14 protein-coding genes are annotated in these 13,992 nt (G+C 63.3%); 3 read left to right on the top strand and 11 right to left on the bottom strand.

The window, feature by feature from the left end:
* Positions 1-3: 3 nt before the first annotated feature.
* On the bottom strand, positions 4-501 hold the full coding sequence (locus PPN31114_RS02330; RefSeq protein WP_217426908.1) for a tetratricopeptide repeat protein: 498 nt from the start codon (positions 499-501) through the stop codon (positions 4-6).
* Between the two features lie 358 nt (positions 502-859).
* Here PPN31114_RS02330 and PPN31114_RS02325 point away from each other — a divergent pair, with 358 nt between their 5' ends.
* The gene (locus PPN31114_RS02325) at positions 860-2,290 is read left to right on the top strand and encodes a DUF1254 domain-containing protein (RefSeq protein ID WP_174987601.1); all 1,431 of its coding nucleotides are present in this window, start codon (positions 860-862) and stop codon (positions 2,288-2,290) included.
* A 202-nt stretch (positions 2,291-2,492) separates the two neighbouring features.
* The gene (locus PPN31114_RS02320; protein ID WP_150677877.1) at positions 2,493-3,878 is read left to right on the top strand and encodes a chloride channel protein; all 1,386 of its coding nucleotides are present in this window, start codon (positions 2,493-2,495) and stop codon (positions 3,876-3,878) included.
* Here the strand turns inward: PPN31114_RS02320 and tam are convergent.
* From tam to PPN31114_RS02280, 8 genes are all read right to left on the bottom strand, one after another.
* Entirely contained in the window at positions 3,809-4,606 is a 798-nt protein-coding gene (gene tam / locus PPN31114_RS02315) for a trans-aconitate 2-methyltransferase (RefSeq protein WP_150677876.1), read from the bottom strand. The two genes, PPN31114_RS02320 and tam, sit on opposite strands and share 70 nt — an antisense overlap.
* A gap of 42 nt (positions 4,607-4,648) precedes the next feature.
* Complete coding sequence (locus tag PPN31114_RS02310) at positions 4,649-5,563, bottom strand: anti-sigma factor family protein (protein WP_246182368.1); 915 nt, start codon at positions 5,561-5,563, stop codon at positions 4,649-4,651.
* Positions 5,550-6,236, bottom strand: a complete 687-nt coding sequence (locus tag PPN31114_RS02305; RefSeq protein ID WP_150677875.1) for an RNA polymerase sigma factor — start codon at positions 6,234-6,236, stop codon at positions 5,550-5,552. Before PPN31114_RS02305 ends, PPN31114_RS02310 begins: the two co-directional genes overlap by 14 nt.
* A 188-nt stretch (positions 6,237-6,424) precedes the next feature.
* The gene (locus PPN31114_RS02300) at positions 6,425-6,796 is read right to left on the bottom strand and encodes a cupredoxin domain-containing protein (protein WP_150677874.1); all 372 of its coding nucleotides are present in this window, start codon (positions 6,794-6,796) and stop codon (positions 6,425-6,427) included.
* Positions 6,797-6,828: 32 nt separating this feature from the next.
* On the bottom strand, positions 6,829-7,749 hold the full coding sequence (locus PPN31114_RS02295) for a metallophosphoesterase family protein (RefSeq protein ID WP_150679104.1): 921 nt from the start codon (positions 7,747-7,749) through the stop codon (positions 6,829-6,831).
* A gap of 228 nt (positions 7,750-7,977) precedes the next feature.
* Positions 7,978-8,838, bottom strand: a complete 861-nt coding sequence (locus tag PPN31114_RS02290) for a M23 family metallopeptidase (RefSeq protein ID WP_246182367.1) — start codon at positions 8,836-8,838, stop codon at positions 7,978-7,980.
* Between the two features lie 213 nt (positions 8,839-9,051).
* The gene (locus tag PPN31114_RS02285) at positions 9,052-10,044 is read right to left on the bottom strand and encodes a sensor domain-containing diguanylate cyclase (protein ID WP_150679103.1); all 993 of its coding nucleotides are present in this window, start codon (positions 10,042-10,044) and stop codon (positions 9,052-9,054) included.
* Between the two features lie 78 nt (positions 10,045-10,122).
* Complete coding sequence (locus PPN31114_RS02280; RefSeq protein WP_217426907.1) at positions 10,123-11,304, bottom strand: acyltransferase family protein; 1,182 nt, start codon at positions 11,302-11,304, stop codon at positions 10,123-10,125.
* Between the two features lie 332 nt (positions 11,305-11,636).
* Between PPN31114_RS02280 and PPN31114_RS02275 the strand changes: the two genes are divergently transcribed.
* Positions 11,637-12,341 (top strand): phosphatase PAP2 family protein, encoded by a 705-nt coding sequence (locus PPN31114_RS02275; protein WP_150677872.1) that lies wholly within the window; start codon positions 11,637-11,639, stop codon positions 12,339-12,341.
* 218 nt (positions 12,342-12,559) lie between these two features.
* On the opposite strand, the gene PPN31114_RS02270 is transcribed toward PPN31114_RS02275, so the two are convergent.
* Positions 12,560-13,147 carry a phasin family protein gene (locus PPN31114_RS02270; protein WP_174987598.1) on the bottom strand — a complete coding sequence of 196 codons (588 nt, stop codon included), beginning with the start codon at positions 13,145-13,147 and terminating at the stop codon, positions 12,560-12,562.
* 53 nt (positions 13,148-13,200) lie between these two features.
* The gene (phbB, locus tag PPN31114_RS02265) at positions 13,201-13,944 is read right to left on the bottom strand and encodes an acetoacetyl-CoA reductase (RefSeq protein WP_150677870.1); all 744 of its coding nucleotides are present in this window, start codon (positions 13,942-13,944) and stop codon (positions 13,201-13,203) included.
* Positions 13,945-13,992 lie beyond the last annotated feature (48 nt).

The raw sequence follows: 13,992 nt of genomic DNA, 5'->3' as shown, positions 1-13,992 counted from the left end.
TGCTCACCAATTCCCGTCTGCCGGTGGGTGCAATCGTGTCTTCAGAAAATCGAAGTACTTCGGATCGTCGTCAGCGAAAATTTCTTTTCCTGCGCCCATATAGGCGCGCGCCAGCTCGTCGGCCGCGCGATCCAAATTTCCGAGCTCGAACTGGCATTGCCCGAGGCGTAAGTGCAGAAATGGATTGCCGATGCCGCCCACGCAATGCATGGCATCACTCATTACCTCGAGGCATTGCTGGAAACTCTTGGAGTAGAAATAGACGTCGCCCAACCCCGCAAGAATGCGCACGGTCATATCGCACTCTTCTCTGGGCTGTGGGACTAGAGCCAGCGCCTGGGAGAATCGCTCGAATGCGGGCATCAGCTCTGCGCGTGCGATCAGCGAATTCCCTTCTTCATATAGCGCGTTGATTTCTGCTTGTTGGCGCTTAGCTAAGGCCGTCGACACACTCGTCGAATCCGACGAATTATTCTTTTTCTTCTTTAACCAATCGAACATTCTTGCGAACTCCCCCGAACCCGCGATTTGAATAGGGGCGCCCGTTGCAGGCCCCCACTTTCTTTGATTTGGGCAAATCGTATCATGGGGCGAAACACCTCCCCGGTATTTAACCTGCCCCCTCACCCGCCGGGATGAACGGGCAAACCAGATTGCCCTTCCGGGCAACCTGGTTTGCCCGAAACCTCAATGGTGGAACACCGGGTTCTATACAAAACTAGACCGATCCGACATCGAATCGATGCGCGGCAAGACGTCGATGCACCGTGCCGCAGGGTGAACTGGCTGCATTACCTCTTCGAGGGATCTAGAGATGAAGAACCGGACGAGATTGTCTCTTGTTTGCTGCGCATTGGTCTTGGGCTACGCCAGCGTAGGCACGCCTGCCTTCGGCGAACAGAAGCGCGCCACTACCTCTGCTAGCGACGCCGATATTCGCAAAACGGACGCGCAATCCGAAGAGGCATGGGCCTATTCGGTCGGCATTCAGAATTATGTATTTGGCCTGCCTCTCACCATTTATGAGCGCGAGCGGGCACTGCGGCTGAATCCTGCGGCGCTAGAAAAGGCTAAGAAGGTGGCACCCGCTGCCCCCCTCAATCAGATTGGGCATATGAAGACGCTCGCCACCGCCGACGACGTCATGCCCTACACGCCCAACAACGACACCGTGTACAGCGGGTCGCTACTGGACCTGCGAGACGGCCCCGTTATTCTCACTGCACCCGACATCAGCGATCGATATTGGTCGGTCGAAGTGGCGGACGCCTATACGAACAACACGTTCTACATCGGCACACGGGCCACCGGCGGTAAGGGCGGCAATCACGCATTCGTCGGCCCGGATTGGAAGGGAACCCTTCCGGCGGGGGTGGTCGAGCATCGCATGCCAACGAACGAAATCATGTTCGCGATTCGCATCGGCGTGCTCCCCGGGGATGCCAGCGACCTCAAAAAGGTCAACGCGCTTCAAGAGCAGTTCTCGCTAACCTCGTTGAAAAACTGGGGCGACCCATCTAAGCACGGCATGGCCGATGTGCCCACGCCGAAGACGCGCACCGTGTATTCGGGAAATCTGGCGTTTTATCAGACGTTGGCCGATCTCCTGATCGAGAACCCGCCCGCGAAGGAAGACGCCGCGGCTGTCGTCCTGCTGCACCGTGGTGGCATCGAAGTCGGTCAGCCGCTTCAAGTCGATCAGTTAAGCGCGCCAATGAAAGCCGGACTCGCCCGTGCCGCCGTCGATGGCCCCAAGATCATGAAATGGAAGGTGAAATTCAGAGGCACGCCGTACCCAACGCGCTGGAACAATCTTCGCCCCGGAAGTTACGGCGTCGATTACTTTGATCGCGCTGCCGGTGCACTGGAGGGGCTCTTTGTTCACGACCGTGAAGAAGCCGAGTACTTCAGCACCTACGAATCAGGCGACGCGCAATTGCTCGACGGCAAGAATCGCTACGTACTGCATTTCAACAAGGATGAGCTGCCGCCCGTTGCCGACAATGGCTTCTGGTCGATCACGATGTATGGGTCGAACTTCCAACTCGTCAAGAACCCGATCAATCGGTTTTCCATCGGGGATCGAACGCCCGGGTTAAAGAAAAACGACGATGGATCGCTCGATATTTATATTCAACACACGGCGCCCGCAGGAAAGGAAAGCAACTGGCTGCCGTCGCCGCCCAGCGGTCTCTTTCGCTTGAACTACCGCATTTATCTCCCCCAACCGCAAGCACGCGATCCAAAGACGCTGGGGAAATACCTGCCGCCGATCAAGAAGGTCTCGTAACCCCCTCAGGCCCTCGGGTTTTGACTCACGGCCTCGCCGCGCCGTCCAGCAGCCTCACTGCTGGACGGCGCGGCGGCAAACCCGCGTGACGAACATACATACGAAATATTCATAAATTACAACGCAACATTCATTTCTCTTATGCTGCGCCGCGCCATACACTCCGGGTATTCCCTGATCTCCGAGTGGAAACCGCAGCATCATGAATTCGAAGCAAGTCCCCCAACAGCCCGTCCACACGCCGTCTTCGGCCGCTGACTGGGTCGCAGAACGCTCACCTCAGGCCGTTGCGCCGTCGATTGTCACGCTTGCCGTCGTCACCCTGCTGACCGGCGTCGGCGCCGGTGTCGCCGGTACCCTGCTCGCGGCCCTGCTCCATATCGTTCAGCACTTTGCGTTCGGTTATGCCACCGACACCGTGTTCGGTGCGCAAAGCTTTCTTAGCGGCGTGGCCGAAGCTTCGCCCGAACGGCGTTTTGCCGTGCTCACGCTGTGCGGTGTCATCGCCGGGCTCGGCTGGTTCGCCGTATATCGCTTCGGTGCCAAGCTCGTCTCGATCAAGGACGCCGTCTCGCGCGGACGTGCCATGCCAGTCGGCAGCACGCTCGCGCACGCGCTCCTGCAAATCGTGACCGTCGCGCTCGGCTCGCCACTCGGGCGCGAAGTCGCTCCGCGTGAGCTCGGCTCGCTCATCGGTGACCAGTTGGCTCGCCGCGCCAACCTCACGCCGGAACAATGCCGTCTGATGGTCGCTTGCGGCGCAGGTGCTGGTTTGGCCGCCGTCTACAACGTGCCGCTCGGCGGCGCGATCTTCGTGCTCGAAGTGCTGCTCGGCACGTTTGCGTGGCGCGCGGTGTTGCCCGCCTTCGCTACGTCGGCCATCGCCGCCGCCGTCGCATGGATCGGCATGGGTGCCGAACAGCAGTACACCATTCCCGTCTTCGACGTCAGCGCACCGCTCATCGGCTGGGCGCTCGTCTGCGGCCCACTCGTCGGCGTGGCCGCTTGGGGCTACGCACGCCTCACCGAACAAGCGCGCGCAAACGCACCGCGCGATTGGCGTCTGCCGGTATTCGCGCTGGCGAACTTCATGGTCTTGGGTTTGGTGATTGCGTGGTATCCGCAGTTACCGGGTAACGGCAAAGGCCCCGCAGGGCTGGCGTTCAATGGCGAACTCACGATTGCGCTCGCGTTTGCATTGCTTGCGCTGCGGGTGTTTTTCACATGGAGCAGCCTGCGTGCCGGTGCCGCCGGTGGCTTACTCACGCCGGGGCTCGCCAACGGTGCGTTGCTCGCCGTGGTGTTGTGCGGGGTGTGGAATGGCGCATTGCCCGACGCGATGACCGTGCCGCTGGGCGCGGCGGCACTCGTCGGTGCCACCGCATTTCTCGCCGTCTCGATGCGCATGCCGATCACGGCCGTGGTGCTCGCGCTTGAATTCACTCACGTGAATCAAGACTTTCTTGCACCGATGCTGCTGGCCGTTGCCGGTGCCGCATGCACGGCACGTTGGATCGATCAGCGCGTGGCCACGACGAAGAGCCGCGGGAACGGCAGTAGCACCGTACCGTCGGCCAGCGCCGGATAAGCCTTCGCAATCTCGTCGGTGTAGCGCGCAAGAAACGCTTCGCGCGAGGCATCGTCGAGCTTGGCCAGAAACGGACGCAACGCACTTCCCTTGAACCACTCCACCACCGCCGGTGCCCCGCCCGCGAGCGGGTGATGGTAAGTCGTGCGCCACACATCGACGCGCGAACACGTGGCCTTGAGCAGTGGGTAATAGAACGACGCCCCGTGACGCGCCGTGCGCTCTACACCCTTCAACGTTGCCGCCCACGGGCCGTCGGCGGCCACTTCACGCATCAGTCGGTGCGCCGGTTCGTCGAGGTTGTCAGGGGTTTGCACCGCGAGCGAGCCGCCCGGCGCCAAGCGCTCGATCAGATGCGGATACAGCGTCTCGTGATCGGGCAACCATTGCAGCACGGCATTGGCGAGAATTACGTCGAACGGGCCGTCCTCCCAGCCCGCGATATCCGCCACATCGAAGCGAAATTGCGGCAGACGTTTGCGCGCGGCATCGACCATGTCTTGCGAACTGTCGAGGCCCAGCACATCGGCCGTGGGATAGCGCGCTGCCAGCACTTCGGTCGAATTGCCAGGGCCGCAGCCGATATCGACCACTTTGCCCGCTTCGGCATTAGGAATGGCAGCAACGAGGTCGCGCACCGGGCGCGTGCGCTCATCTTCGAACTTTACGTACTGCGAGGCTTGCCACGCCGGATTCACTGGCGCGTTAGACGACGGCACTTGCGTCATGACTCACTCCCTCAGGAACACAGAGAACAGGTCGTCACGATATCAGGTCGCGGCTTGCATTGCCTCCACGAACACGCGCAAGTGCGAGGCCTCGGCGTCGGTAATCGCCCAGTACGTCATGCCGTCGCGACGCCAGCGCGCAATGGTGTAACCATCCACGCCCGTCAGGCTCGGCGCCGTCGACGCCTTATCGCGCGACGGGAAAACGTACAGATCGATGGGATGCTTGTCGGTGTGATAAACGAGCACGCCGACCGTACGGCCGCCCACGTAGTCGAGTCGGCCGCCCGCAAGCGGGAAGCCCTTTGCGGCGAGATCCACCACCGGCGGCGCGTAATCGAGGCGGCCGTTGAACCACGGCTTGACGGTGTGCTGATCGGTGGAGATCACATCAATCGGATGTTGCGAGAGCAACGCACGCACGTGACTCGCGACAATCTCCTGTGGTTGCAATCCCGTCGTCGCCTGCACACTAGCCGTCTCCGGCGGTGCAGGCGGACGCGCGACAAGCAGTGCCATTGCCACCGCCATGCCGCCGAGAATCGCCCCGCCTGCGCCGCCGAAAAACCAGGGCGCAAGCCGCGAACCCCACCCAGCGTCGGATGAAGTTTCTTTCGCGCGCACTGGCTTCGCACGCGGCTGTGAAGTCTGCGGGGGCTGTGTGGTCTGTGGGGCCTGTGAAGACTGTGACGGCGTGTGCCCACCGGCGCGTTGTTCCGCATGCGCTAGGTCGGCCTGAATGCGCGCACGCAGCGAGGCAGGCGCATCGTGCCGCAGCGAACCGTCGCGCAACACCTTGCCGAGCGTGGTATCTGCGGCCGTCGGTGCGACTGGCGCGCCGGTCGACGTAGATGCCGTCGGCGTGACGCTGGTAGGCGCGGCGGCACGTGGCGAATCCGCGTCACGATCAGGTTGTTGGGGATCGTTGGGATGCTTGGGATCGTCAGGCTTGTTCATCGCGTCCTCCGCGTGGATTGCCGCCCAGAGGCAGACGTGTGACCTGTGCCGTCGACGTTGGCACCGACGTGCGTCCGGCATCCTGCTTCGCGCGCACGGCAGCGGCAAGCATCTGCCGACCGCGCGCAAGCCGCGACATCACGGTGCCGGCCGGTACGCCGACAATGGTTTCGATCTCCCGGTAACTCATATCCTCCATCTCTCGCAACACGAGTACCTCGCGAAACACGACCGGCAATGTGGCCAGCGCGTCGCGCACCATCGCGCACTCATCGCGCCGCACGGCCAGCAACTCCGGGTCGGTGCCACTGGCGTCGTCCCATCCCGGCAGGCGGGTGTCGCCGTGCAGACCATGCAGCGTCTCGTCGAACGGCGTGCCGTCCGCTGCATCGGAGCGCCGCCGCCATTCGGTGAGCCATGTGTTGCGCACGATGGCCAGCAACCATGCACGTGCGTTCTCGCCGCGAAAACCGTCGAAGAACCGCAACGCGCGCAGATACGCCTCCTGCACGATGTCGTCGGCGTCGCTCGCACTGCCCGAGAGCCAACGGGCAAGGTTGTACGCCGCGTCGAGATGCGGCAATGCCAACACCTCGAATCGTCCCGCGAGCGTCGCATCAGGGACGAATGGCGGGGCTGACGGGTCGGAATCGGAGTGCGGAGCGTCGCTCACCGGGGTCTCCCGAAGGCGGGCACGCGCGTCATGATCGACGTGCCCGGGTTAGCCGCATTGGCAAACTGCTGCATCGGATGAATCGCGTTGATGACGCCCATTGAAACACACTTGCGCGCGCGCGCATCTTCGAATCCTGTCTGGCTCGCACCGGCCACCGGGTTCGATCGTGTTCGCGCGTGCGCCGTTCATTTCACAACGATGGTGCCGGTCATGTGCGGATGAATCGCGCAGTAGTACGCGTAAGTGCCCGGCTTATCGAAAGTGCGCACGAAGGTGTCTCCGGTATCGAGCGCGCTGGACGCGAACTCGCGAGGGTTCGACTGACTGGTCACCGTATGCGGCTCGTTATCGTGATTGACCCACGTCACCTTGGTGCCGACGGCAACCGTCAGCGTCGCCGGTGCAAAGGTGAAGTTATCGATGCGCACGGTATTGGGCTCGGCGCTCGCCCCCGTGCTGCCCGCCGAGAATGCGGGACTCGCGGGCATGCCGACGACAGCACAAACGGTGACGAGGCCCGCGCAAAAACGGCGGACGGCATGAGATGGCAAAGGCATGATGTCTCTCCTGAATCGGTCGGCTGGGCATCTCACGACGCCAGCGTCGTATCGGCCAGCAGCGGCGTGCCGTCGAGCGCAGTAAAGTCCACGCGGCGGATACCCAACGTCTGACGCAACTGCGACGGGTCGACCTGCTTCGGCCCCGGCCCCGGTCCGTCGCCCGGTGCGGGCTGCGGAAACGCCGTGGACATCGCCGTCTGCAAACGCACGTTGCCCTCGACCTTCTGCAATACCTGATGGATGTGCCCGTTGAGTACGGTCACCGAGCCGAACGGGCGCAGCAGCGCCAACGCGCGGTCGCCGTCGTCGGTGCCCCAGCCCCACGCGGGATAGACGGTCCACAACGGCATATGGGTGAAGACAACAATCGGGGTGCTGCGCGAGCGCGCTTTGAGATCGTCGGCGAGCCACGCCAACTGGGTGTCGCCCAGATACCCCATGCCGCCCGCTTTCAGGTTGAGCACGTTCACGAGCGCGACGAAGTGCACGCCGTTTTGATCGAAGCTGTACCAGCCAAGGCCCTTGGTATCGGGGGAAAAGCGCGCGAAGAAGGCGCGGCCGTCGTCGCCGATGACGTCGTGCTCGCCCGGCACATAGTGGGTCTCGAGACCAGCACCGGTCACGATTTGCTGCGCCGTGTCGAATTCTGCGGGGCGCGAAAGATGGCTTACATCGCCCGTGTGCAGCATGAACGCGGGGCGCTGCGGCGCGTTGCGAATGCGATCGATCGCCGATTGCAGCGTCGATGCGGGGTCAGGATTGGGGGCTTTATTGAAGCCGATGTGGCTGTCGCTGATTTGCACGAACGACAACGCGTTACCCGATGGGGCCGTTGTTGCCGCCTGCGCCTGCGTTCCGAATGACACGCCTCGCGGCACGCCGCCGTCGAGTGTCCACAGAATGCCCGCGCCCGCCCACGCGAGACACGCCATCGCGCGGCGTCGAGACATGCCCGATGTGCCGGGTGCCGCCTCGGCGTGCGCCGCATCCGGCCGCGCATCAATTGGCGTGCTCTCGCCCTCCGAGCGGTACTGCGCCGATAGTTCCGGCACCTCACCGCTGCCGCCCCCGTGCTTTGCTTCGTCCGTCGTTCGACCGCCCATGACGCACCTCCCTCGCAATACTGGCCGGGGCGCGTCCGTCACGGCGACGAACGTTCGCAAGCACCGGTACTTGTATTACGGGTTGACGCGTCGATTTATTCCCGAAAATCCTTCATCGAAGAATCGGGCCCCGCCATGGGGCCGCCCGGGGCGCTCCGGCGTCACTGGCACGCCGGGCAGCAACGCTGCGGCGCCTGCGTGGTGTGGGCCATGCAAACCGTGTCTGTGAGGTACCGGCGTCTGGCCAAACCCGACTTCCAGACAGCCCCCATTCGGACGCAGCGGCATATGGTCTTGCTCGTCGGCCACGGCCTCGCGCAACAACGGCATCGGGTCGACCGACCGGCCATGACGGCGCAGCTCGAAATGCAGATGCGGCCCCGTCGCCATACCCGTGCTGCCCACCGCCCCGATGCGTTGGCCCGCGTTGACGGCCGTCCCGACGCGAAGGTCGCTCACCGTGGACGACAGGTGACCGTAGATGGTCTCGCTGTCGTAGCGATGTTTGATGACGACGTAGCGCCCGTAGCCACGACGATCGAAGCCCACGAACGACACCACGCCCTGCGCCGCCGCATTCACGGGGGTGCCCGTCGGGGCCACCAGATCGACACCCGCGTGGCCATGCCAAACGCCCCGCACCGGATGACGCCGGTAACCGAACGCCGACGACACCCGGACGTACGACACCGGCATCGTGAACTGTTTGCCTGCTGAAGATGCTTGCGCCTTTTGGAACGACGCCGCCGCCCCGCCCCGTTGATGGCCGGTGGCGAACGCCTGCGGTGCGAAGAACATGGACATCGCCTTGTGGCAGGCGAGCGTCGCCCGGTGCGGCAAAGTGGGTGCGGAGGTGTGCGGCGGCGCCGACGCCGCCGCCAGCGCCGTGAGCCGTTGATGCCACGGCATCGCGGGAATGTCGCCTGCACTCGCCATCGCAACACCCGGCAACGGGAGCGATGCGCATAACCCAAAGCCCGCGGCCAAACGACAAAGCGGTCGTAAATACATAGCGTGCGTTACCAGATCAAGAGCAACGCAGTCTACGAGGCCTATCGACGCAAAAAGATGGGAAAAAGCACAAACGGCACGCAACTTGCGTGCCTTTCGTGAGGTTTTGGGACAATTCGCGCGCGATGAGTGACTGAATTAGCCTCGCGTCGTGGGGCGTGTGCGTTTGACGGCGTACATCGCCTCGTCGGCGCGATCCATCAGTTGCGTCATCTCCGTGCCGTCGTCCGGCAGGATGGCAATGCCCACGCTCACGCCGAGTTCGAGGGCGTTGCCTTCGAATTCGAACGGCGCGCCGACTTTTTGCGTCAGACGCTGCCGATGAGCTTCGGCGTCCTCGCGCGAGTGCAGACCCGGCAAGATCATCCCGAACTCGTCGCCACCGACGCGAGCCACCGTATCGGAGCGACGCGCTGCGGCATGCATGCGTTCAGCGGCCGTGCGAATCGCCGCATCGCCCGCGCGATGACCGTACCGATCGTTGATCGGCTTGAGCCCATCCATGTCGATATTGAAAATGCCGAGCCGCTGCGACGAACGCAACGCCAGATGAATCGCCTGACGCAGTCGGTCGTAGAACAGCGCACGGTTGGGCAACCCCGTGAGCGCGTCATGCGTGGCTTGTAGATAGAGCTGACTCGTCTCGTAGCGCGCTGCGTGAAACATGGCGGCGGCGATGAGCTCGCTCATGAGTTCGAGCGTTCGTACATCGGCATCGGGAAACGCACTCGGCGTGGGCGCGAAAACCTTCAACACCCCGACGGTGGTGTCGAGATGCCGCAGCGGCGTGACGATCATCGAGCGTAGCCCGACGCGACGGCACGCCTCGCGATCGACGCGGGCGTCTGTCTCCGAGTCGTCACAGCGCAGAATGCTGCCCGTCTTCACGCATTGCCCAGAGAGCGAGCCGTCGCGAGACAACCGCATGCCCAGCAGATTGGCAGCCACGCCCGACGCGGCGCGGTACACCATGTCGTCGCCTTCCGCCAACTCGACGACGGCACCGTTGGCCTGTGTCAGGTGCTGCACACGTTCGGCCACGAACGACATCACACCTCCCAAATCGAGGCCCAGCTTGGCGATCTCGGTCTGCGCACGTACGATCTCCAGCAGCGTGGCGCTCTCAGGCATGACGTTGGCAACGGGTTGGGTCACTGCGTTTCCTGTTCATCAAAAATGCGGAAACCGAAAATGTACCATTGGCCCGCTTCATTGCGAATATGAAGCCACCCGCCTCGGGGATTGCCCGAGGAAACGGCGCGCAGCAGGACCGCTCACATAGCGGTGCAACGCCGCGCCAAGGACGGTGCAGACGGCCACGACGGGCACATAGACGAGGAACGTCCAGCGCATGTCGCCGCCCGAGAGCGCGAGATACGCCGGCGTGACGGCCAGCACCACGAACATGTGGCTCAAATAAATCTCATAGCTCCAGCGGCCCATCGCCGTCAGCCAGCGAAACCCGCGTGGCACGGTGCGGCATGAACCGTGTGCCGCGGCAAGCCAGCACGCGGCGCTCGCGCAAAGCAGCAGCATGATGAAATCGTGCAGCCACCGCCCCAACACGTCGCCGAAGAATACGACGGCGAGCAACCCGATCACCGCCGCCGCGCCGACCCCACGCGCCAACTGGCGCGGCAACGTCACGCGCTGCACGAACAGTGCCGTCAACACGCCCCACGCAATCGCCGCCATGCCGGGCAGGTACGCCTTCTCCTGCCAAATCTCGTTGCCTTGTAATGCCGCGCGTGTCCACGGCAGCGAGAGCGCCAGCACGATCAACGCCATCACACGCCACGGCCCCCGCACGGCCAGGCAAAACAGCGGGAACGCCAGATAGAAACACTCTTCGATCGATAGCGACCACAGCACGTCCCACGCGCCGGGCAGCCAATTGGTGCGGCCTTCGTACCAGTTCAGTGTCATGGTGAGCGCCGAGAGCAGCGCGCCGCCCAGCGTCTGCCCCGGTTTGTTGATGACGAAACCGGGCACGGCGAGCCAATGCATCACGGCCAGTATCGCGAGCAAGAGCAGCAGCAGCGGAAAGATTCGCACCGCGCGTAGCGCATAGAAATTGCGCCAGCGAAACGCGTCGAGCGAGCCGTAGCGCTCGAGCGACCGGCGCGTAATCACGAAGCCGGAGATGACGAAAAACACGAAGACCGCCTCGTACCCATTGAAGCTCAGGCCGTCGATGATTCGTTTCGGCAGGATGTCGCCCAGCAGGCTCGGCCCCAGCGGCAGGCGGAACCTGAGCGCGAGGTGATGCACGACGACAAACAGAATGGACAGGCCGCGAAGCAGGTCGATCCCGTCGTTGCGACCGCGCTGCGGCAGCGCGCGCTCGGGGGGCACGGGCAATGGCATCTTGCCCGTCGGGTTGAACACCATGAAGTCTCCAGATTCGACGTGTCGGGGGGCCACATCCGCGGCCATCGTACTATGGCCGCGAATGCACTAAAACCCATCAGATCCGTCAGGTTACGACGCGCCTTTCGATGGTCGTCGTAACCTTGGCAACTTGCGTGGCCTGACAATCGGCAAAGCCATCGACAAAGTCATCGGCAGCGAAAGTCCGAATGATTCCGAACGATTCCGAACACCCCGGGTCGGACGCGAAGCATGCGGCCGTTGACGGCAGCACTGTGGTCCGAGCGCAGCGTCACGCGTAAGATAATGTTTTCGCCCGAGGCCCCCTGCTCTCGGGCCGCTTTTTGGTAGTCATGTCGAACTTCTGGATCACCATCACCAATTTCGGTAGTGCCGCAGTGACCGTGCCTGCGGCAGCCGCCCTCACCGTCTGGCTGCTCGCGGCGCGCGCGTGGCGTACGACCTTCATCTGGGTGGCGCTCTTCGGCGGTGCCGCCCTGCTCGTTGCCATCACCAAAGTCATGTTTCTCGGCTGGGGGCTCGGCGTGCGAGAGCTGGACTTCACCGGCGTGAGCGGCCACACGATGCTTGCCTCCACCGTCTATCCCATGATCGCGTGGCTGTTGCTGCGCCGCGTGGCGTGGCCATGGCGCGCGCTCGGCATGATGCTCGCCAGCGTCGGCAGTGTGGCCGTCGGGGTGTCGCGCGTGGCGCTCTCGGCGCACTCGGTGTCCGAAGCGGTGGCAGGCTGTGCCGTGGGCTTCGCCGTCTGTGCAGCGTTCGCCTGGCTCACACGCAACGACGAGCCCCCGAATCTCAAGACGCTGCCGATGGCCGCGAGTCTCTTCATCCTCGTGATGTGGCTGCACGGCGAGCGCGTACCGACGCAGCGCTGGATTACCCATATCGCGCTGAACCTGTCGGGTCGCGAGCATCCGTTCCGACGGGCAAGCTGGCAGGCGCGCAAGCCCGTCGTGCCGCCGGTCACACCCTCGATCGCACCCTCTTCCACCCCCGGCAACAATTCGACGCCCTTGGCGCCTGCTGGGGCGCGCTAATCGCTGCGCAGCGGTGCGCGACACGTCGGAAAGGCAACGCGCGCCAAAGGTTCAGGCTATCGGGATCCGGAGGATTGGGTGGCGGGCACGCCCGCGATGGATAGTTCGTGGTGGCCCGCCTGGCAGGCCTGGTTGCTGGCGCAGGGCGGCCAGGGCAGCGGCGAGCAAGTCGCCGCGCCCTGGCCGCCGGAGCGCGATCTTGGCGACGCGCCAGGAACTTACGTGCTCGAACGGTGAGCGTGGCCGCCGCGCTTCGGTGGCACACGCCCATTGAGCGGCGACTGACTCGAGACGGCTGCCTCGGTCGCCTGCTGGGCTTCCGCCGACATGCGGCGCCACGCGTCCATGGTGCCCTGCGTGGCTTCGTTGAATGCCTGGAACCACTTCTGTAGAGGCGCTTCTGCGGCCTTCGCGGCCTCGCCAGCGGCAGTGCCCGCGCCAATCAGATCCGGCAACGTCATCGCACCAGCCATGCCGTGCTGCAACTCTTCGCCGGTAGTGCGGCAATGCTCCGCCCACAGCATCTGGTTATTCGCACACACTGCCAGCCATTCGCGCCAAAACTCGTTTTGCTGCGCAAGCTGGCCGTTGAGCAATTGCAGTTGCGCGGTGAACAGCGCATTGAAATCTTGCGCGCCACCGAGCGACTTGGCCGCATCGGAATGCGCCTTGAGCAACTCGGTATCGCGCTGTGCCTGCAATTGGTGCATGCGCTGCGCGGCTTCGAGCATGATGCCGTAAGCCCCCAGCGCACTTGCCGTGCTGAGTTTGACCAATGCCAATGCCGGATTCGTTTCCTTGGACATCTTCACTCTCCTGAATAAAACACCTGTGAGCGCGACCATGGCGAGTTCGCCACTCACTCCATGTGCATACCGCCGTTGATTGCCAGATTGCTGCCGGTAATGAAGCCCGCGTCGTCAGACACGAGAAAGGCGACCAGCGCCGCCACTTCATCGGGACGCCCGAGACGGCCCACCGGAATCTGCGGCAGGATGCGCGCTTCGAGCACGTCTTGCGGCACCGCGGTGACCATCTTCGTGGCGAGATAACCGGGCGACACCGTGTTGACCGTCACGCCCGACTTCGCCACTTCGAGCGCCAGCGACTTCGTAAAGCCATGCATGCCCGCTTTGGCCGCCGCGTAGTTCGCCTGACCAAACGCGCCGCGACTGCCATTGACCGATGAAATATTGACGATGCGGCCCCAGCCGCGCGCGACCATGCCGCTAAAGAGCGGCCTCGTCATGTTGAATACGCTGTCCAGATCGGTGCGCAATACCGATTGCCAATCTTCCGGCGTCATCTTGCGCATCGTGCTGTCACGCGTGATTCCCGCGTTATTGATGAGAATGTCCACCGGGCCGGTATCGGACTCCACCGCTTTCACGCAAGCCTCGCAAGACGCGTAATCGGCCACGTCGACGCGATAAGCCTCGAACTCCCGGCCTATCTCGCGCATGCGGGAAACCCAGCCTTCGCAATCGTGATTCTGGGGAGAACAGGTCACGGCCACGCGGTATCCGGCGTCTGCCAGACGCAGGCTGATCGCTTCACCCAATCCGCCCATACCGCCTGTGACCAATGCAATTCGTTTAGTCATAGCTATCCGTCTCACGTTAACGTTGTCGATCGTTAAACTTCGGATACA

The organism is Pandoraea pneumonica (genome assembly GCF_902459645.1).
Classification (GTDB): domain Bacteria; phylum Pseudomonadota; class Gammaproteobacteria; order Burkholderiales; family Burkholderiaceae; genus Pandoraea; species Pandoraea pneumonica.
This window is presented reverse-complemented; position numbering and strand designations above follow the sequence as displayed.

What these genes read in the sequence shown, in the direction of transcription:
- PPN31114_RS02330 (WP_217426908.1), bottom strand. Translation starts at nt 501, where the DNA reads ATGTTCGATTGGTTAAAGAAGAAAAAGAATAATTCGTCGGATTCGACG.
- PPN31114_RS02320 (WP_150677877.1), top strand. Translation starts at nt 2,493, where the DNA reads ATGAATTCGAAGCAAGTCCCCCAACAGCCCGTCCACACGCCGTCTTCG.
- tam (WP_150677876.1), bottom strand. Translation starts at nt 4,606, where the DNA reads ATGACGCAAGTGCCGTCGTCTAACGCGCCAGTGAATCCGGCGTGGCAA.
- PPN31114_RS02310 (WP_246182368.1), bottom strand. Translation starts at nt 5,563, where the DNA reads ATGAACAAGCCTGACGATCCCAAGCATCCCAACGATCCCCAACAACCT.
- PPN31114_RS02300 (WP_150677874.1), bottom strand. Translation starts at nt 6,796, where the DNA reads ATGCCTTTGCCATCTCATGCCGTCCGCCGTTTTTGCGCGGGCCTCGTC.
- PPN31114_RS02295 (WP_150679104.1), bottom strand. Translation starts at nt 7,749, where the DNA reads ATGTCTCGACGCCGCGCGATGGCGTGTCTCGCGTGGGCGGGCGCGGGC.
- PPN31114_RS02290 (WP_246182367.1), bottom strand. Translation starts at nt 8,838, where the DNA reads ATGGCGAGTGCAGGCGACATTCCCGCGATGCCGTGGCATCAACGGCTC.
- PPN31114_RS02285 (WP_150679103.1), bottom strand. Translation starts at nt 10,044, where the DNA reads ATGCCTGAGAGCGCCACGCTGCTGGAGATCGTACGTGCGCAGACCGAG.
- PPN31114_RS02280 (WP_217426907.1), bottom strand. Translation starts at nt 11,304, where the DNA reads ATGGTGTTCAACCCGACGGGCAAGATGCCATTGCCCGTGCCCCCCGAG.
- PPN31114_RS02275 (WP_150677872.1), top strand. Translation starts at nt 11,637, where the DNA reads ATGTCGAACTTCTGGATCACCATCACCAATTTCGGTAGTGCCGCAGTG.
- PPN31114_RS02270 (WP_174987598.1), bottom strand. Translation starts at nt 13,147, where the DNA reads ATGTCCAAGGAAACGAATCCGGCATTGGCATTGGTCAAACTCAGCACG.
- phbB (WP_150677870.1), bottom strand. Translation starts at nt 13,944, where the DNA reads ATGACTAAACGAATTGCATTGGTCACAGGCGGTATGGGCGGATTGGGT.